We start from the raw sequence: 18346 nt of genomic DNA on the forward strand, positions 1-18346 counted from the left end.
ACCCGGCCCCGGCTTAGGCTAGTTTGCCGCAAGGGCGGAACAAGAGGACCCAGCATTTGGCACGATTTGACAGATATATGCTGTCCCAGCTGATCATGCTGTGCGGATTTTTCGGTCTTGTGCTGGTGCTGGTCTATTCGATCAACCGGGCGGTCTTGTTGTTTGACCAATTGATCGCGGATGGCCAATCGGCGGGGGTATTCATCGAATTCACCGCGCTGACGCTGCCTGCGGTGATCCGGCTGGCGCTGCCTTTGGCGGCTTTTGCCGCCGCGATCTATGTCACCAACCGGATGACCAATGACAGCGAATTGGTGGTCGTGCAGGCGACCGGCTATTCCTTGTTCCGCATTGCGCGGCCGGTGGTCTATTTCGGGCTGATCGTGGCGCTCTTGATGTCTTTGCTGATGCATGTGCTGGTGCCGCGCAGTGCCGCGCAGCTGGCGCTGCGCCAGGCCGAGATTGCGCGCAATGCCACCGCGCGCCTGCTGACCCCCGGCACGTTTACAGAGCCGATCGCCGGCGTCACCTTTTACATCCGCGACCTTGGCCCCGAGGGCGAATTATACGATGTCTTTCTGTCCGATAATCGCGGCCCCGAGGATCACGTCACCTATACCGCGTCACGCGCCTTTCTGGTGCGCGAGGCAGAGCAAACCCAGCTGGTCATGATCGACGGCATGGTCCAGACCCTGCGTCTGGCCGACCAGCGGCTGTTCACCACGCGCTTTGCCGATCTTTCCTATAATGTCGGCGCTTTGCTGACCCCAGCGACAACGGGCGGACGGCGGGCGGCGCATCTGTCGACATGGGCGCTGTTGCATCCGACGCCCGCACTTGTTGCCGAAACCGGCAGTTCGGCGGCGCGGATGATCGCCGATGGCCATGACCGGTTCAGCCAATCGCTGCTGGGCATGGTGGCGGCGCTGATCGGCTTTGCCACGCTGATGGTCGGCAGCTACAGCCGCTTTGGCGTCTGGCGTCAGATCGTCGCGGCCATTGCGCTGATCGTGGTGGTCAAGGCGCTGGAAACCGCCGGGCTGAATGCCGCGCGGGCGGATGCGCGGCTGTGGTTCATGACCTATCTGCCCGGTGTTGGCGGGCTGGTGATCGTCTGGGCCTTGCTGTTCTGGGCCAGCAGGCCCTATCTGTTCAAGCGCCGTCCGACCGCGCAGGAAGGGCCAGCATGATCCTGCACCGCTATTTCGCGCGCCGGTTCCTGATGACCTTTCTGGGGGTCTTGGTGGTATTCTTGCTGATCATGACCTTTCTTGATCTGGTCGAGCAATCGCGCCGCTATGCCAGTGCCGAGGCCGGTCTGCGCGATCTGCTGGCGCTGACGCTGCTGAATATTCCGCGCGCGATTTATGAAATCCTGCCATTGATCATGATCCTGGCGGCTATTGCGCTGTTTTTGGGGCTGGCGCGCTCATCGGAATTGGTGGTGACACGGGCGGCGGGGCGCTCGGCGCTGCGCGCCATGGCCGCCCCGCTGACCGTTGGCCTGTTGATCGGGGTCGTGGCGGTGGCGGTGCTGAACCCGATCGTGGCGGCGACATCGAAGGAATACGAGGCCCGCGGCGGCGCTTTGCGCGGCAATGCCTCGGTCTTGGCGATCGGATCATCGGGGCTGTGGCTGCGCCAGGGGGCCAGCGACGGGCAGACGGTGATCCGCGCGGCGGGGGCCAATCTGGATGGCACGGTGCTGACGGATGTGACCTTTTTGACCTTCACGCCCGATGTCGGGCCTGCGCGGCGGGTCAATGCGGCCTCTGCGATCTTGACCGATGGTGCCTGGGTTTTGGCGGATGCCAAGGTCTGGACCTTCGGCGGCACCCTGACCCCCGAGGCGGGCGCGACCACCCAGGCCAGCCTGCGTATCCCCTCGACGCTGACACCCGACCAGATCCGCGACAGTTTCGGCACGCCCTCGTCGATCCCGATCTGGCAATTGCCCGCCTTTATCGACCGGCTGCGCGATGCGGGTTTTTCCGCGCAGCGGCATCTGGTCTGGCTGCATAGTGAAATCGCGCAGCCGGTGTTCTTGATGGCGATGGTGATGATCGGGGCCAGTTTCACGATCCGCCACCAGCGCGGCACCCGCACCGGGCTGGCGGTGATGACGGCGATTGTCGTGGCTTTCGTGATCTATTTCATCCGCAATTTCGCCCAGGTGCTGGGCGAGAACGGCCAATTGCCCGCCGCCCTGGCCGCTTGGGCGCCGCCGCTTGCGGCGATGGCGCTGTCGCTGGGGATCTTGCTGCATAACGAGGACGGCTGATGCGCTGGCTTGCCCTGATCTTGATGCTGCTGCTGCCGCGGCTGGCGGGCGCGCAGAATGTCGCCACGCTGGTCGCGGATGATGTGACGCTGACCGCCGATGACCAGCTGATCGCCAGCGGCAATGTCGTGGCGTTTTTCGAGGGCACCCAGCTGCGCGCCAGCCAGATCATCTATGACCGCGCCGCCGACCAGCTGCAGATCACCGGCCCGATCATCGTGCAGGACCCGGCTGGCAATCTGGTCACCGCCGCCAGCGGCACGCTGGATCCACGGCTGGAAAACGGCATCCTGCTGGGCGCGCGCATCGTGCTGGACCAGCAATTGCAACTGGCCGCCAACCAGATCGACCAGCGCGACGGGCGGTATCTGCAACTTTATCGCAGCACGGCCTCATCCTGTCAGGTCTGCGGCAACCGCGCGCCCCTGTGGGAAATCCGCGCTGAAAAGGTGACGCATCACACGTTGGAACAGCAGCTTTATTTCGAGAATGCGACCTTTCTGATCCGCGGATTGCCGCTGTTCTGGCTGCCCGCGATGCGGCTGCCCGATCCGACGCTGGACCGTGCCACGGGCTTTTTGATCCCGCGCCAGCGCAGCACCAGCCAATTGGGCACCGGGATCAAGCTGCCCTATTTCATCACGCTGGGTGATCATGCCGATATGACGCTATCGCCCTATGTCTCGGCGCAGACCCGGACGCTGGAACTGGAATTGCGCCGCGCCTTTGCCACCGGGTCGCTGTCGCTGCGCGGCGCGGTCAGTGACGACACGCTGCAAGATGACCTGCGATCCTATCTGTTCGCCAATGGCAGCTTTGCCCTGCCCGCCAATTACCGTCTGGCCTTTAAGATCGAGACCGTGTCCGACAAGGCCTATCTGCTGGATTACGATTATGACGACAAGGACCGGCTGGAAAGCGACCTGAGCCTGCTGCGCGTCACCAATACCACCCTGACAGAGGCACGGCTGAGCTATTTCCAGACCCTGCGCGAGGTGGAAACCAATGCCTCTCTGCCGCCGATCATCGGCGAGGCGCGCCACGAGGCCCGGATCCAGCCGGGCTTTGGCGGCACGCTGATCTATGCGACCAGCATTGATACCGCCTATCGCCCCGATCGCACCGATGGCAGCGCCGGGCGCGATGTTACCCGCGCGGGCGGGCGGGCCGAATGGCGGCGCGACTGGATCTTGCCGGGCGGGATCGTGGCCACGGCACAGACCGGCCTGCGCGGCGATCTTTACGGCGTGCGCGACGATAGCAGCTATCCGGACAGCGATCTGCGGCTGGTGCCCAGCGGCATGGCGACGCTGCGCTGGCCGCTGGCCCGGCAGGGGGCGGCCAATCACCTGATCGAGCCGACCCTGACGCTCAGCTGGGCCGATGTGCATGGCGCAGCCCCCCCCAACGAGGACAGCGCCCGCAGCGAATTTGACCCCGCCAACCTGTTCGACCGCAGCCGCTTTACCGGGCAGGATGCGGTGGAAACCGGCACCCAGCTGGCCGCCGGGCTGACATGGACACGGGCCGGACCGGGGGGGGCTGCCTCTTCGCTGACATTCGGGCGGGTGTTTCGTGACAGCGCGCAGCCCGATTTCACGCCATCCTCCGGGCTGGACGGGACGGAATCGGATTGGCTGGTCTCGGGGCAATATACAACGCCGGGCGGCTTTGTGATCGAATGGCGCGGGCTTTTCGATGATGATATCGAAACCACCCGCACCGACGGGCGCGCACGCTGGAGCAATGAAAGGCTCAATCTTGGGGCGACCTATATCTGGCAGGGGCGCGATGCGGCGGAAAACCGGTTAGACACGATTTCGGAATGGACGCTGGATGCGGGGTTCCAACTGACCGATACGCTGCGGATGGCGGCGGATGCCCGCTATAACGTGGCCGCCGACCGGCCGGTGCAGGCGGGCTTGGGTTTCACCTGGCAAAACGAATGTGTGACCCTCGCGGTTTCCGCCTCGCGCCGGTACACGGCATCCAGTAGTGTTGATCCGACCACCACTTTTGGGCTAGTCGGATCATTGGCAGGGTTTTCCACCGGCCGGTCCGCCAAAGGCCCCGCCGCCCAATGCCGGCAATGACAAGAAAGAGAACCGCATGCGTGTAATTTCGACTTGGACAGCCGTTCTGGCGCTGGCGCTGGGCCTTGGTCAACCGGCGGCGGCGCAAAACCAATTCGCCCCCGCGATCACCGTGAATGAACGCGTCATCACGCAATATGAGCTCAGCCAGCGGATCCGCCTGCTCGAAGTGTTCGGCACAAGGGGCGATATCGCGCAGGCCGCGCGTGACGCGCTGATCTCGGACCGGCTCAAGCAGCAGGAAATCGACCGCGTCGGCCTGCGCGTCCCGCCCGAGGCGATCACCGCGGCGCTGGATGAATTCGCAGGCCGCGCCGATATGGATCTGGCGCAATTCAACGCGATGCTGGCCGAAAACGGCGTCGATGCCGCGACGCTGCGCGATTTTGTCAGCATCGGCGTGACATGGCGCGATTATGTCCGCGCAAGGTTCAACCGCGAAGTGACCGTCACCGATGCCGATATCGCCCGCGCACAGGGCCAGCTGGGCCGCGCGCGCAGCGAGATGGAGGTTTTGTTGAACGAGATCATCATCGCCGCCCCCCCCGAAATGGCCGAACGCGCCGCCCAAGCCGCAGAACAGATCGCCCAGATGCGCGATTTTGCCGATTTCGAGGCTGCCGCGCGTCAGGTATCCGCGCTGCCATCGCGCGATCAGGGCGGCCAGCTCGATTGGCTGCCGATCTCGAATTATCCGCCGCAATTGCAGGGGCTGATCCTTGATCTTGAAATCGGCGAGGTCACCGCCCCGATCATGATCCCCAACGGGATCGCCTTGTTCCAGATGCGTGGTCGGCGCGAAGCCGTGCAGCCTGCACCGCCGCCCGCCAGCATTGATTATGCCGCCTATTACATCGCCGGTGGCCGCAGTGACGCGGCACTGCGCATCGCGGATGACGTGGCCAATCGCGTCGATACCTGCGACGATCTTTACGGGATCGCGCGCAACCAGCCCGCCGAGGTGCTGGACCGCCGCGCCCTGCCCCCCGCCGAAATCCCGCAGGATATCGCGCTGGAACTGGCCCGGCTTGATCCGCATGAAGTATCCACCAACCTGACACGCGACAATGGCCAGGTGCTGGTCTTCTTGATGCTGTGCCAGCGCGTGGCACCCGATCTGGCCGCCGCCGATCCCGAGACCCTGCGCAACCAGATCCGCGGACAGCGCCTGACCACGCTGGCCGATGCGCTGGTCGAGGATCTGCGCGCGCAGGCGGTGATCGTCACCCGATGAAACCGATTGCTGTCAGCTGCGGCGAACCGGCCGGGATCGGGCCGGAAGTCGCGGCCAAGGCCTGGGCTGTCCTGCGCCATGATCTGCCGATGGTCTGGATCGGTGATCCCGCGCATCTGCCAAAAGGCACGCCTGTGCGCATCGTGGATGATCTGCGCGATATCACGCCCGATGCCATGGCGGTGCTGGCGCGTGATTTCGGCAGCCCCGCGGTCGCAGGCCAGCCCGACCCCGCCCATGCCCAAGGCGTGATTGACGCGATTGCCACCGGCGTTGATCTGCTGCGCGACGGTCAGGCCAGCGCGCTTTGCACAGCGCCGATCCATAAGGCCGCGCTGATCGCGGGCGCGGATTTTGCCTATCCGGGCCATACCGAATATCTGGCCGCGCTGGCCGGAATGGACCGCGTGGTGATGATGCTGGCCTGCGAGGGCCTGCGCGTCGTGCCCGCCACGATCCATATCCCGCTGGCCGATGTGCCCGCCGCGCTGACAGCCGCGCTTTTGACCGATACGATCCTGATCACCCATGCCGCCCTGCGCCGCAATTTTGGCATCGCCGCACCGCGTATCGCCGTGGCGGGGTTGAACCCGCATGCGGGCGAGGATGGCAAGATGGGTCTGCAAGAGGTCGAGATGATCACCCCCGTGCTCGAGGCTTTGCGCGCCGAAGGGTTGCAGATTTCCGGCCCCCATTCCGCCGATACGATGTTTCACGCCGCCGCCCGCGCGCGCTATGACGTGGCGATCTGCATGTATCACGACCAGGCCCTGATCCCGATCAAGACCATTGATTTTGCAGGCGGCGTCAATGTCACGCTGGGCCTGCCGTTTATCCGGACCTCGCCCGATCATGGCACGGCTTTTGATATTGCGGGCCTTGGCGTGGCGGACCCTGCATCAATGATCGCGGCCTTGCGGCAAGCCGCGCGGATGGCGCAAAACTTTGAGGCCTCCGGCGGGGATATTTGGGCTCGGAAGATGGCATGAGCGGGATTGATGATCTGCCACCGCTGCGCGCGGTGATTGCGCGCCATGATCTGGCACCAAAGAAATCATTGGGGCAGAATTTTCTGCTGGATCTGAACCTGACCGCCCGGATTGCGCGGCTGGCGGGGGATCTGGCGGGGGCGGATGTGCTGGAAATCGGCCCCGGCCCCGGCGGCTTGACGCGCGGCTTACTGGCCTCGGGCGCGCGCCGCGTGCTGGCGATCGAGAAAGACCCCCGTTGCCTGCCGGCCCTGGCCGAGATTGCCGCCGCCTATCCGGGCCGGTTGCAGGTGATCGAAGGCGATGCGCTGGCGGTTGATCCGCTGGAATATCTGCAAGCCCCGATCAAGGTGGCGGCCAATCTGCCCTATAATGTCGGCACTGAATTGCTGGTCCGCTGGCTGACGCCGCAGGTCTGGCCGCCGTTCTGGGACAGCCTGACCTTGATGTTCCAGCGCGAGGTGGCCGAACGGATCGTGGCCCAGCCCGGTGGCAAGGCTTACGGGCGGCTGGCGCTGTTGGCGCAATGGCGCAGCGATGCCAAGATTGTCATGAACCTGCCGCCCGAGGTCTTTACCCCGCCGCCCAAGGTGCATTCGGCGGTGGTCCATCTGACCGCCCTGCCCGCGCCGCGCTATGCGGCGGACCCTGCTGTCTTGAACATGGTGGTGGCCGCGGCCTTTAACCAGCGCCGCAAGATGCTGCGCTCGGCGCTGAAATCGATCAGCCCGGCGATCGAGGATCATTTGCGGGCGGTCGGCATCGCCCCCACAGAGCGCGCCGAACAGGTCGGGCTAGAGGCGTTTTGTGCGCTGGCGCGCAGCCTGAAAGCCGCGCGCTAGGGTCTATTCGGCGGCTTCGGGCGAGCTGTCGCGCGGATCGGGGCGCGGTTTACGCGGGGCACGGGGTTTGCGCGCGCGCTGCTGGGGTTTTTCCTCGGGGGTTTCGACCAGGCCGGTATCGCTGTTTTGTGGCCCCGTGTCATCGGCCGACCGTGGATCGGGGCGTGGATCGGGGCGGGGATCAGGGCGGGGATCGGGCCGCTGCTCGGCACTGGGCTGGTCGCTGCCCGCCTGATCCTGCGCCTGCATCCGGTCATTGCGTTCCTTGTCGCGTTCGGCCTGCCGTTCGCGGTTCTGCGCTTCGAGTTCTTCGCGGCGCTGATCGACCTCGCGCTGGGCTTCGGCCAGCAGGCGGGTGTAATGTTCGGCATGCTGGGCAAAGTTTTCCGCATTCACCCGGTCGCCGGACAGCTGCGCGTCGCGGTGCAGCTGGTTGTATTTTTCAATGATCTGCTGGGGCGTGCCGCGCACTTTGCCATCCGGACCGGAGCTTTCGAAAACCCGGTTGATGATATTGCCGCCCGAAGGACGAGGCGTGCGGTTCTTGTTCCGCGACCGTGACTTGGATGATCTCATTGATATGCTTTCGAGCCTTTGGCTGACCTTGCGCTGGCGCTGTATCGCGCAGCGGCGCGTCTTTGATGTGGTGGCCTTGGAATGTTTTGGCAACTGATCGGAGAGAGATGAAAACTCTCGTACCCATCCGATATATCGCAATAAGCATGGCACGGCGGGCATGACAAGTCAAAATTGCCCCCGCCTGCCAGATTAGCGGGCCAGCGCCGCGATCAGGACGCAGCTGCACCCCATTGCCCCGCGATCCCGCGGTCGCGCCCGTCCAGATCGGGGATCACGCGCAGATCACGCAGCCCGGCCGCCGTGAAAATGGCGCTGACCGCCGCCGCCTGTGTCGCGCCGATTTCCACGATCAATCGCCCCCCCGGCACCAGATGTGCCGCCGCGCCCGCCGCGATGATCCGGTAGCACGACAGCCCGTCGGCAGCGTCGGTCAGGGCCAGATGCGGCTCGAACAGCCGCACTTCGGGTTGCAGGGCGGCCATTTCATCCGCCGCGATATAGGGCGGGTTGGCGATGATCAGATCGAATCTGCCGCTGACGGCGGCGAACCAATCCGAGCGGGCCAATGTCGCGCGCGCGTCAAGCCCAAGGGCGCGCCGGTTGCGCGCCGCCACGCCAAGCGCTGCCGCAGAGATATCAACGCCCAGCCCTGTCGCCTGCGGCCGCGCGGCCAGCAGCGACAACAGGATGCAGCCCGATCCGGTGCCAAGATCAAGCACAGAGGCAAAAGGCCATTCCAGCGCCGCCGCCACGATGGATTCGGTATCAGGGCGCGGGTCCAGCACATCGGGCGTCACGATGAACCGGTGGTCATAAAAATCGCGGTAGCCCAGCAGATGCGACAGCGGCGCGCGCGCGGCCCGGCGCGTCACCAGCGCGGCAAAGCCTGCCCTGTCGCCCGTGACATGCGCCCAGATCAGCCGCGCCTCGTGGCCGGGGTCCGCGACCCCGGCTGCCGCCAGCGCGGCGCGGCCTTGATCAAGGACCGCCTGATCTGCCGCCGTCATGTCCCAGAACCGCCCGCCTGCAAAAAAGCCGCTCACGCGCCCATCTCGGCCAGCAGGGCGGCCTGGGCCTCGGCCTGCAGCGCGTCGATGATCGCATCCAGATCGCCCGCCATCACCTGCCCCAAAGCATAAAGCGTCAGGTTGATCCGGTGATCGGTCAGCCGGCCTTGGGGGAAATTATAGGTACGGATCCGTTCGGATCTGTCGCCCGAGCCCACCTGCGCCTTGCGATCGGCGGATCGTTCGCCGTCAATGCGCTGGCGTTCCAGATCAAAGAGCCGCGTTTTCAAGACCTGCATCGCGATCTCGCGGTTGCGGTGCTGCGATTTCTCGGCGCTGACCACGATCAACCCGGTGGGGATATGCAGGATGCGCACGGCGGAATCGGTGGTATTGACATGCTGGCCGCCCGATCCGCTGGCGCGCATCGTATCAATGCGCAGATCACCCGGGTTGATCTGGATATCGACATCCTGCGCCTCTGGCAGCACGGCGACGGTGGCGGCCGATGTATGGATACGCCCGCCGCTTTCGGTTTCGGGCACGCGCTGGACCCGGTGCACGCCGCTTTCATATTTCAGCCGCGCAAAGACACCTTCGCCCGCCACCCGTGCGACGACCTCTTTGATGCCGCCCAGCTCGGTCAGGCTTTGTTCGAGGATCTCAAAGCGCCAGCCCTGATTTTCGGCATAGCGTTGATACATCCGCAGCAGATCGCCCGCGAATAAAGACGCCTCATCCCCCCCCGTGCCGGGCCGGATTTCCAGCAAGGCAGGGCGCGCATCGGCGGCATCTTTGGGCAAAAGCGCCAATTGCACGGCATGTTCCGACGCGGCCAGCGCGGCCTTCAGCTCTGGCAATTCCTCTTCGGCCAGCGCGCGCATCTCGGGGTCTTGCACCAGGGCCTGGGTATCGGCGATCTGTGCCAATAGGTCTTTATAGGCGGTGACAGTCTCGACCACGGGGCGCAATTCGGCATATTCGCGCCCCAGGGCTGCGATATCGCCACCATGGGCGGCATCGGACATCTTGGCCTCCAGAAACCGGAAACGGTCGATGATCTGTTCGATTTTATCAGCGGCTATCATGACGCCCCGATTGGCCGATCAGGGGGGCGCGGTCAAGGGGCCAAGCTGGTCCAGCCAATCCAGCACCCGCGCCCGGTTGACCCCCATATCCGACTGGCCAAAGCGTAAACGGGCATGGATCACCAGCAGATCGCCCTGCACGGCAATGGTCGTATGATCGGGAAAGCCCCAGATCAATGACCGCGTCTGATAGGTCACCATCCGTTCCGCGATGCTGCCCGCAATGGGGCGGGTGCGCGGCGTGGCGCGCGCGATAGCGTCCAGCCGGGTCAAAACCTCTTCTTGTGCGGCGGTGATCTGGCGCACGGCCTTGAACCCGCCGGGTTCCTGCACATCCCCCGCTGTCGTCACCGGATCGAGCTGGTGCCAGCGCGCAACATCGGTCGGGGCAAGGCGGACATAGGTCATGGCACCGATCACCAGCGCCAGCACAAGGACAATCACCCGGATCATGATCTCGATCATCGGTAAGGCACCCCCGGCAGGATAGACAGCATCTCGAACATCAGGTTCGCCCCGGTCAGCGCGGTATTGCCCGACGGATCATAGGGCGGCGACACTTCGACCAGATCGCAGCCCACGATATTCAGCCCGCGCAAGCCCCGGATCAGCTCCATCGCCTGGGCCGTGGTCAGCCCGCCGATTTCGGGCGTGCCGGTGCCGGGCGCATAGGCGGGGTCCAGAGAATCGATATCATAGCTGATGTAACAAGGCTGATCACCGATCTTTGCCTTGATCGCAGCGGCCAGCGGGGTCAGCGATTTATGCCACAATTCTGGGGCCAGATATTGGTTGAACCCCCAGCCTGCGGCTTCGGTGAAATCATCCGCCGTGTAACCGGTGCCGCGCAGCCCGATCTGGAACACTTTATCGGCGGTGATCAGCCCTTCCTCATAGGCGCGGCGAAAGACGGTGCCATGGGTCTCGCGCTCGCCGAACATCTCGTCATTGACATCGGCATGGGCATCGACATGGACCAGCGCCACAGGGCCATGTTTGGCCGCGATCGCCCGCAGCACCGGCAGGGTCAGTGTATGATCGCCGCCCAGGGTCATCGGGATAAAATCATGCTTGAGGTGTGCTGCGTAAGTCTCTGTAATGATGCGGATCGTGTCACTGAGATTGAAAGTATTGATCGCCACATCGCCCAGATCGGCGCATTGCAAAGCATCAAAAGGCGCGGCCCCCGTCTGGATATTATAAGGCCGGATCATCGCGGATTGTTCGCGCAGCTGTTTCGGGCCCATCCGCGTGCCGGACCGCCAACTGGTGCCGATATCCATCGGGATACCGATGAACCCGACATCCAGCCCCGCCGCAGACTCCAGCTGCGGCAGGCGCATGAAACTCTGCGGCCCCGAAAACCGGGCCAGATCATTGCCGCTGATCGGTTGATTTTTCATCCCTTTTTCCTTTTATTCCAAAGCGCCAGACAGCAAAGCTCCATCGCGACATGGGCACCGGCAATGGCGGTGGCGCCGGTGGTATCATAGGGCGGCGAGACTTCGACAATATCGCCGCCCACCATATTGATCCCCGCCAGATCGCGCAGCAGCGCCGCCGCCTGCCAACTGGCCAGCCCGCCCCAGACCGGCGTGCCGGTGCCCGGCGCAAAGGCCGGGTCCAGCGCATCGATGTCAAAGGTCACATAGGTCGGATGATCACCGACGATCCCGCGCATTTCGGCCACGACATCGGCGACACCGCGCGCGTGGCAGGATCGCGCATCAATATACCGCATCCCCAGATAATCGTCGCATTGCGTGCGAATGCCGATCTGCACCGATCGCGCAGGATCGACCAGCCCCAGCTTGACCGCCTTATACATGAAAGTGCCGTGATCAATCCGCGCCATATCCTCATCAGGCCAAAGATCGGAATGCGCATCAAACTGAATGACCGACAAAGGCCCGTATTTCGCCGCATAGGCGCGCAGGATCGGCAAAGTGATGAAATGATCACCGCCCAAAGTGATACTCGCCGCCCCTGCGGCCAGGATCCGCGCGATATGCGCCTCGACCAGCGCCGGCACGCCTGCCACCGATGCATAATCAAAAGCCATATCGCCATAATCGACGATGGAAAATTCCGACAAAGGGTCAAACCCGTCCCAGCCATAAGGCGGATCATAGGGCTGCAGGCAAGATGCCTCGCGGATCGCACGCGGCCCGAACCGCGCGCCGGGCCGATGCGTCACCGCCTGATCGAACGGAATGCCCGTGACCGCCAGATCGACGCCGCTCAGCTCCTTGCTATAAGCGCGGCGCAGAAAGGACACCGCGCCGCCAAAGGCATTCTCGAAGGCCAGCCCGCGCCTGTCTTGCCGTGTAAAGGCCAGATCGACCTGCGCTTTCGCATCTTCCAACGCCATTCTTCACACCTTCTTTTTTCCAAAAATACTCCCGCCGGAGGCATCAAAGTTATGGCGCTACCGGCAAGGCCCGCTCGACGATACGGGCAAAGAACGAGGCACCCACAGGGGCCACGGCATCATCGAAATCATAGGCGGGATGATGCAGCCCTGCGGTATCGCCATTGCCGACAAACAGATAGGCCCCGGGGCGCTGGTTCAGCATATAGGCAAAATCCTCGGCCCCCATTTCAGGCGCGGCGTCATCCACCACATCGGCGGATATTTCGCGCGCGACCGCGGCGGCAAAGGCGGTCTTGTCCGCGTCATTCACCGTCGCGGGATAGCCGATCTCGTAATCCAGCGTCGCCGTGACGCCGTAAGCGGCGGCCTGCCCCGCCACGATCCCGGCCAGACGGTCCTTGACCATCGCCTGCACGGCGGGATCAAATGTGCGCACCGTGCCATTGATATAGCCGGTATCGGGGATCACATTATCCACCGTGCCGGTGTGGATCTGCGTGACCGAAACGACCAGCTGGTCAAAGGCAAAATGGTTGCGGCTGACAATGGTCTGGATCGCGCTGACAATGCCGACACAGGCGACCACGGGATCGGCGGTGTCATGCGGCATGGCCCCATGCCCGCCGCGCCCTTGGACATGGATGTGAAATGTATCCACCGCCGCCATGATCGGGCCGGGGGTGGTATAAAACGCGCCCACCGCCGTGCCGGGGGCATTGTGCAGGGCGTAAACCTCGGCCACGTCAAAACGGTCAAGGATACCTGCGTTCACCATCACCTCGGCCCCGCCGCCCGCTTCCTCGGCGGGCTGAAAGATCAGCGCGACACGGCCCGCGAAATTGCGCGTCTCGGCCAGATATTTCGCAGCCCCCAGCAACATCGTCGTGTGTCCGTCATGGCCGCAGGCATGCATCGCGCCTGCCACGGTGGATGCGTAATCCAGCCCTGTCACCTCTTCCATCGGCAGCGCATCCATATCGGCGCGCAGCCCGATGGTGCGCCCCGCCCCCTGCCCGTTGATGATGGCGACGATGCCGCTGGTGGCGATGCTTTCATGAATTTCATCGACCCCGAATTCCCGCAGCTTTGCCGCGACAAAGGCCGCTGTCTGGTGGCAATCGAATTGCAATTCGGGATGCGCATGCAGATGACGGCGCCAGCCGGTCATTTCTGCGGTGAAATCGGCGATGCGGTTGATGACGGGCATGGGATGGCGCTTTCTGTGGCGGGGCAATAGGGTCAGTTGAACCCAAGTTGAAGGTGGCTGCAATGGCGGAAGATGCCCTGATCCATGACCCTGACGGCGGGATGCCGCGTCTTTTGGAAATCATGCGCCGGTTGCGCGACCCCGATAAAGGCTGTCCGTGGGATATCGTGCAGGATTTCGACACGATCGCGCCCTATACGATCGAAGAAGCCTATGAGGTCGCCGATGCCATCGCCCGCGCCGATTGGCCCGACCTCGAAGGCGAATTAGGCGATCTGTTGCTGCAAACTGTCTATCACGCGCAAATCGGGGCCGAGGCCGGGCATTTCACCTTCGAGAGCGTGGTGCGCAATATCGCCGACAAGATGGTCGCGCGCCATCCGCATGTCTTTGGCGATGATAACCGCGACAAATCCCCCGCCCAGCAGGTCGCCGATTGGGAAAAGATCAAGGCCGCCGAACGCGCAGGCAAGGCGCAGGGCGGCGTGCTGGACGGTGTCGCCCTGGGCCTGCCTGCGCTGATGCGCGCGGTCAAATTGCAAAAACGCGCAGCCCGGGTGGGATTCGACTGGCCCGACACATCCCATGTGCTGGATAAGATCATCGAAGAGGCCGCCGAGCTGGTCGCCGCCCGCGACAGGCTGACACAGGTCGAGATTGCCGATGAGATGGGCGATCTGCTGTTCGTGCTGGCCAATCTGGCGCGCCATCTGGGGGTCGACCCCGAGGCGGCCCTGCGCGGCACGAATGAAAAATTCACCTGCCGTTTCAAAGGGATAGAAAAAGCTTTGGCCGCGCGCGGCAAATCCCCCGCCGACAGCAATCTGGCGGAAATGGATGCGCTTTGGAATGCGCAAAAGGCGCTGGAAAGAGCGCCGGAAAAGTCCGAGTAAATTATTCAGGTATTGACCAAAGTAAAAGACTCGGATTTACAGGCGCCAGTTCAACCAAGGAGGCTTTCCATGAACCTGCGCAACATCCTTTTGGCCAGCACCTGTGCCGCCATTGCCGGCCCTGCCATTGCCGATGTGAATATCTACACCACCCGTGAACCCGGCCTGATCCAGCCGGTCATGGATGCATTCACCGCCGAAACCGGCATTCCCGTGAACCTGTCCTATATCAATGATGGCCTGGTCGAACGTCTGACCGCCGAGGGCGCCCGTTCGCCCGCTGACCTGGTGATGACGGTCGATATCGCCAATCTGAAACAGATCGTGGATGCCGGTGTGGTGCAGGCGGTGGAAAGCGACGTTCTGAACGCGGCGATCCCTGCCGAGCTGCGCTCGGATGAAAATCTGTGGTTCGGCCTGACCACCCGCGCGCGGATCATCTATGCCTCCAAAGAGCGGGTGGCCGATGGCGAAGTCACCACCTACGAGGACCTGGCCAGTGACAAATGGGAAGGCCGGATCTGCACACGTTCGGGCATGCATAATTACAACCTTGCGCTGCTCTCGGCCGTGATCGCGCATCATGGCGAAGACGGCGCGCGCGACTGGGCCGCAGGTATCCGCGAGAACCTGGCGCGCAAGCCCGAAGGCAACGATCGCGCGCAGGTCCGCGCGATCTGGGCCGGTGAATGCGACATCAGCTTTGGCAATACCTATTACATGGGCGGCATGCTGGCCGATCCGGAACAGCAGGCATGGGCCGATTCCGTGCGCATCGTTTTTCCGACCTTTGAAGATGGCGGCACCCATGTGAACGTCTCCGGCATGGCCATGACGCAATCCGCGCCGAACCGTGACGAAGCCGTGCAGCTGATGGAATTCCTTGTCTCGCCAGAAGCGCAGGCGATCTATGCGGAAACCAATCACGAATATCCAGTGCTGGAAGGCGCGGCGCGGTCCGAACTGGTCGCCAGCTGGGGTGAATTCACGCCAGATACGGTCGATCTGAACGAACTGGCTGCGAACCGTCCGGTATCCGTGCGGATCACCGAAGAAGTGAATTTCGACGGCTGAATCGCGAAAGCTGGGGGGCTGTCGGCCCCCCAGACCCCCCCGAGGATATTTGGGCTCGGAAGATGGGGTTGGCATTTCTCTTGGGCGTGGGCAATCTGCGCGGCAACAGGAGGAATGCATGGATATCTCAACAGCAGTGGCGATTGTGACCGGCGGCGCATCCGGTCTGGGGGCGGCGACGGCGCAGGCCTTTGTGGCCGCAGGCGCGCAGGTGACGATCTTTGATCGCGATCCGGCCGGGGCGGGATTTGCCAAGCAGATCGGCGCGGCATTCGCGCAGGTCGATGTCACCGATGAAGACAGCATTGCCGCAGGGCTGGACCAGGTCAGCGGGCTGAATGTCGCGGTCAATTGCGCAGGCATCGCCACGGCAGAAAAGACGCTGGGCCGCGATGGCCCGCACCGGCAGGCCAGTTTTGCGCGCACAATCGATATCAACCTTTGTGGTACGTTCAATGTCGCGCGCCTGGCCGCCGCGCGGATGGCGCAGGGCGGTGTGATCATCAACACGGCATCGGTCGCCGCTTTTGACGGGCAAAAGGGTCAGGCGGCCTATGCGGCGTCAAAGGCCGGTATCGCCGGTCTGTCCTTGCCGATGGCGCGCGATCTGGGGCGCAACGGGATCCGTGTCATGGCCATCGCGCCGGGGATTTTTCGCACGCCGATGCTGATCTCGCTGGGCGAAGAGGTCATGGCGGGGCTGGCGCGCGATGTGGTCTATCCCGCACGGCTGGGTGATCCGGCGGAATTTGCCGCTTTGGCGCGGTTCATCGTGGAATGTGATTACCTTAACGGCACCACGATCCGGCTGGATGGTGCTTTGCGGATGCCCTGATCAGCCCGCGGCTTTTTCTTCCAAGATCAGCCATTCATCCTCGGCATCCGACAGCTGCATCTGCCGCGCGATCAGCGCATCGGTGGCCTTGGCGAATTTCACCGGATTTTCGGTGAAAAGCGCCGGATCGGCGAGCAATTCTTCGAGCTTGCCGATTTCCGCGCTCAGCGTGGCGATCAGCCCGGGCAGCGCGTCAAGCCTGTGCTTTTCCGTAAAGGACAGCCCGCCGCTGGATTTTTTCTCGGCGGGTTTGTCCTTTTTGGACAATGGTTTGGTCGCCGTTGCTGATTCGGTGAAATCGCCACCGCGCTGGTCGCGGTAATCCGACCAGCCGCCCGGATAGACCACGGCCTGCCCGTTGCCTTCCATCGCGATCGTGGTCGTCGCCACCCGGTCCAGAAAATCGCGGTCATGGCTGACCAGCAGCACCGTGCTGTCGTAATCGCCCAGGATATCCTGCAACAGATCCAGCGTTTCGATATCCAGATCATTGGTCGGCTCGTCCAGCACCAAAAGATTGCTTTCGCGCGCCATCAGCCGCGCCAGCAACAGCCGCGCCTTTTCGCCGCCTGACAGCGACCGGACAGGGGCGCGGGCCTGTGCCTCGTCAAAGAGGAATTCCTTGAGATATCCCACCACATGTTTCGGCGTGCCGCGCACCATGATCTGGTCGGATTTGCCCGAAACCCCCAATTCGGGGTCCGAGGCCAGATTTTCCCACAGCGTCATATCAGGGTTCAGCGCGGCGCGGGTCTGATCAAAGACCGCGATATCAAGTTTCGTGCCGAGTTTGACCTGCCCCGCGTCAGGCGCGACCTGCCCCAGCAACATCTTGATCAGCGTGGTTTTGCCCACGCCATTCGGCCCGACAAAGGCGATCCGGTCGCCGCGCTGCACGGTCAGATCCAGCCCCTGCACGATGTTTTTGCCGTCGAATGCCTTGCTCAGACCGAAACATTCCACGACCTTGCGCCCCGAGCTGGACCCGCCGTCAAAGGCCATCGCCGCCGTGCCCTGCCGGCGGATCTGGCCGGCCTTTTCGGCGCGCAGGTCTTGCAATGCGCGCAGACGCCCCTGGTTCCGGGTGCGGCGGGCGGAAATGCCTTCGACGGCCCATCGCGCCTCGGCCTTGATCTTGCGGTTGAGTTTATGGCGCTGCTGGTCTTCTTCTTCCCAGATCTTGTCGCGCCATTCCTCGAAAGCATCAAACCCCTGTTCAGCGCGGCGCACCGCACCCCGGTCGATCCACAAAGTCGCCCGCGTCAAGGCGCGCAGGAAGGCGCGGTCATGGCTGATCAGCACAAAGGCCGCGCGGGTCTGTTTGAGTTCGTTTTCGAGCCAGGCGATGGCCTCGATATCCAGATGGTTGGTCGGCTCATCCAGCAGCATCAATTCAGGCGCTTCGGCCATCAGCTTGGCCAGTGCCGCGCGGCGCCGTTCACCGCCCGATGCCGTGGCCACAGCACCGGCAGGATCGAATTTCAGCCCTTCGGCGACCATATCGACCTTGTAGGATTCCACGGGCGGCAGGCTAGAGGCGGCATAATCGCCCAAAGTGGCAAAGCCCTTCATCTCGGGGTCTTGTTCCATATAGCCGACCTGCACGCCGGGGGATGCGACGCGCGTGCCGCTGTCAGGCAGCACAAGGCCTGCCATGACCTTCATCAAGGTGGATTTGCCCGATCCGTTGCGCCCCACCAGCGCCACACGGTCGCCCGGCTGGATCACCAGCGACAGGTCGGCAAAAACAGGATCGCCGCCAAAGGTCAGGGCGATATCGGAAATCTGAAGAAGGGGTGCGCGTGCCATGCCCGCCTGCTATTGCGTGGCTTGCGCCAGTGCAAGGGGTT

At 63.4% G+C, this 18346-nt stretch carries 17 protein-coding genes; 9 read left to right on the forward strand and 8 right to left on the reverse strand.

The window, feature by feature from the left end:
* The first annotated feature begins 77 nt into the window (after positions 1-77).
* From LOKVESSMR4R_RS08040 to rsmA, 6 genes are read left to right on the forward strand one after another with little or no spacing between them, the layout of a single operon-like run.
* Positions 78-1190 (forward strand): LptF/LptG family permease, encoded by a 1113-nt coding sequence (locus tag LOKVESSMR4R_RS08040; RefSeq protein ID WP_087207316.1) that lies wholly within the window; start codon positions 78-80, stop codon positions 1188-1190.
* Positions 1187-2281 (forward strand): LPS export ABC transporter permease LptG, encoded by a 1095-nt coding sequence (gene lptG / locus LOKVESSMR4R_RS08045; protein ID WP_087207317.1) that lies wholly within the window; start codon positions 1187-1189, stop codon positions 2279-2281. Before LOKVESSMR4R_RS08040 ends, lptG begins: the two co-directional genes overlap by 4 nt.
* Positions 2281-4374, forward strand: coding sequence for an LPS-assembly protein LptD (locus tag LOKVESSMR4R_RS08050; RefSeq protein ID WP_087207319.1), 2094 nt, complete (start codon positions 2281-2283; stop codon positions 4372-4374). The genes lptG and LOKVESSMR4R_RS08050 overlap by 1 nt, the downstream gene beginning before the upstream one ends.
* 16 nt (positions 4375-4390) lie before the next feature.
* The gene (locus LOKVESSMR4R_RS08055; protein WP_087207321.1) at positions 4391-5608 is read left to right on the forward strand and encodes a peptidylprolyl isomerase; all 1218 of its coding nucleotides are present in this window, start codon (positions 4391-4393) and stop codon (positions 5606-5608) included.
* On the forward strand, positions 5605-6597 hold the full coding sequence (gene pdxA / locus LOKVESSMR4R_RS08060) for a 4-hydroxythreonine-4-phosphate dehydrogenase PdxA (protein ID WP_087207323.1): 993 nt from the start codon (positions 5605-5607) through the stop codon (positions 6595-6597). Before LOKVESSMR4R_RS08055 ends, pdxA begins: the two co-directional genes overlap by 4 nt.
* A complete protein-coding gene (gene rsmA, locus LOKVESSMR4R_RS08065) occupies positions 6594-7439 on the forward strand; it encodes a 16S rRNA (adenine(1518)-N(6)/adenine(1519)-N(6))-dimethyltransferase RsmA (RefSeq protein WP_087207326.1) in 846 nt (281 codons plus the stop codon). Before pdxA ends, rsmA begins: the two co-directional genes overlap by 4 nt.
* 3 nt (positions 7440-7442) lie before the next feature.
* Here rsmA and LOKVESSMR4R_RS08070 read toward each other — a convergent pair whose 3' ends face one another.
* The 7 genes from LOKVESSMR4R_RS08070 to LOKVESSMR4R_RS08100 all read right to left on the reverse strand — a co-directional run bounded on the left by LOKVESSMR4R_RS08070 (position 7443) and on the right by LOKVESSMR4R_RS08100 (position 13694).
* Positions 7443-8015, reverse strand: coding sequence for a DUF4167 domain-containing protein (locus tag LOKVESSMR4R_RS08070; RefSeq protein ID WP_087207328.1), 573 nt, complete (start codon positions 8013-8015; stop codon positions 7443-7445).
* A gap of 212 nt (positions 8016-8227) precedes the next feature.
* On the reverse strand, positions 8228-9061 hold the full coding sequence (gene prmC, locus LOKVESSMR4R_RS08075) for a peptide chain release factor N(5)-glutamine methyltransferase (RefSeq protein ID WP_087207330.1): 834 nt from the start codon (positions 9059-9061) through the stop codon (positions 8228-8230).
* The gene (gene prfA / locus LOKVESSMR4R_RS08080) at positions 9058-10113 is read right to left on the reverse strand and encodes a peptide chain release factor 1 (RefSeq protein WP_087207332.1); all 1056 of its coding nucleotides are present in this window, start codon (positions 10111-10113) and stop codon (positions 9058-9060) included. The genes prmC and prfA overlap by 4 nt, the downstream gene beginning before the upstream one ends.
* An 18-nt stretch (positions 10114-10131) precedes the next feature.
* Positions 10132-10578 (reverse strand): DUF1499 domain-containing protein, encoded by a 447-nt coding sequence (locus LOKVESSMR4R_RS08085; RefSeq protein WP_087207333.1) that lies wholly within the window; start codon positions 10576-10578, stop codon positions 10132-10134.
* A complete protein-coding gene (gene speB / locus LOKVESSMR4R_RS08090) occupies positions 10575-11516 on the reverse strand; it encodes an agmatinase (RefSeq protein ID WP_087207335.1) in 942 nt (313 codons plus the stop codon). Before speB (LOKVESSMR4R_RS08090) ends, LOKVESSMR4R_RS08085 begins: the two co-directional genes overlap by 4 nt.
* A complete protein-coding gene (speB, locus tag LOKVESSMR4R_RS08095; RefSeq protein ID WP_087207337.1) occupies positions 11513-12484 on the reverse strand; it encodes an agmatinase in 972 nt (323 codons plus the stop codon). Before speB (LOKVESSMR4R_RS08095) ends, speB (LOKVESSMR4R_RS08090) begins: the two co-directional genes overlap by 4 nt.
* 49 nt (positions 12485-12533) lie before the next feature.
* Positions 12534-13694, reverse strand: coding sequence for a M20 aminoacylase family protein (locus LOKVESSMR4R_RS08100; RefSeq protein WP_087207339.1), 1161 nt, complete (start codon positions 13692-13694; stop codon positions 12534-12536).
* A 62-nt stretch (positions 13695-13756) separates the two neighbouring features.
* Here LOKVESSMR4R_RS08100 and mazG point away from each other — a divergent pair, with 62 nt between their 5' ends.
* The 3 genes from mazG (at position 13757) to LOKVESSMR4R_RS08115 (ending at position 16496) form a co-directional block, all read left to right on the forward strand.
* Entirely contained in the window at positions 13757-14587 is an 831-nt protein-coding gene (gene mazG / locus LOKVESSMR4R_RS08105; RefSeq protein ID WP_087212852.1) for a nucleoside triphosphate pyrophosphohydrolase, read from the forward strand.
* A gap of 69 nt (positions 14588-14656) precedes the next feature.
* Positions 14657-15661: a Fe(3+) ABC transporter substrate-binding protein gene (locus LOKVESSMR4R_RS08110; RefSeq protein WP_087207342.1), complete on the forward strand. Its 1005-nt coding sequence runs from the start codon at positions 14657-14659 to the stop codon at positions 15659-15661.
* A 118-nt stretch (positions 15662-15779) separates the two neighbouring features.
* Positions 15780-16496, forward strand: a complete 717-nt coding sequence (locus LOKVESSMR4R_RS08115; RefSeq protein ID WP_087207344.1) for an SDR family NAD(P)-dependent oxidoreductase — start codon at positions 15780-15782, stop codon at positions 16494-16496.
* Here LOKVESSMR4R_RS08115 and LOKVESSMR4R_RS08120 read toward each other — a convergent pair whose 3' ends face one another.
* Positions 16497-18305, reverse strand: a complete 1809-nt coding sequence (locus tag LOKVESSMR4R_RS08120) for an ABC-F family ATP-binding cassette domain-containing protein (RefSeq protein WP_087207346.1) — start codon at positions 18303-18305, stop codon at positions 16497-16499. It lies immediately after the preceding gene.
* Positions 18306-18346 lie beyond the last annotated feature (41 nt).

Source organism: Yoonia vestfoldensis, from assembly GCF_002158905.1.
Classification (GTDB): Bacteria; Pseudomonadota; Alphaproteobacteria; order Rhodobacterales; family Rhodobacteraceae; genus Yoonia; species Yoonia vestfoldensis_B.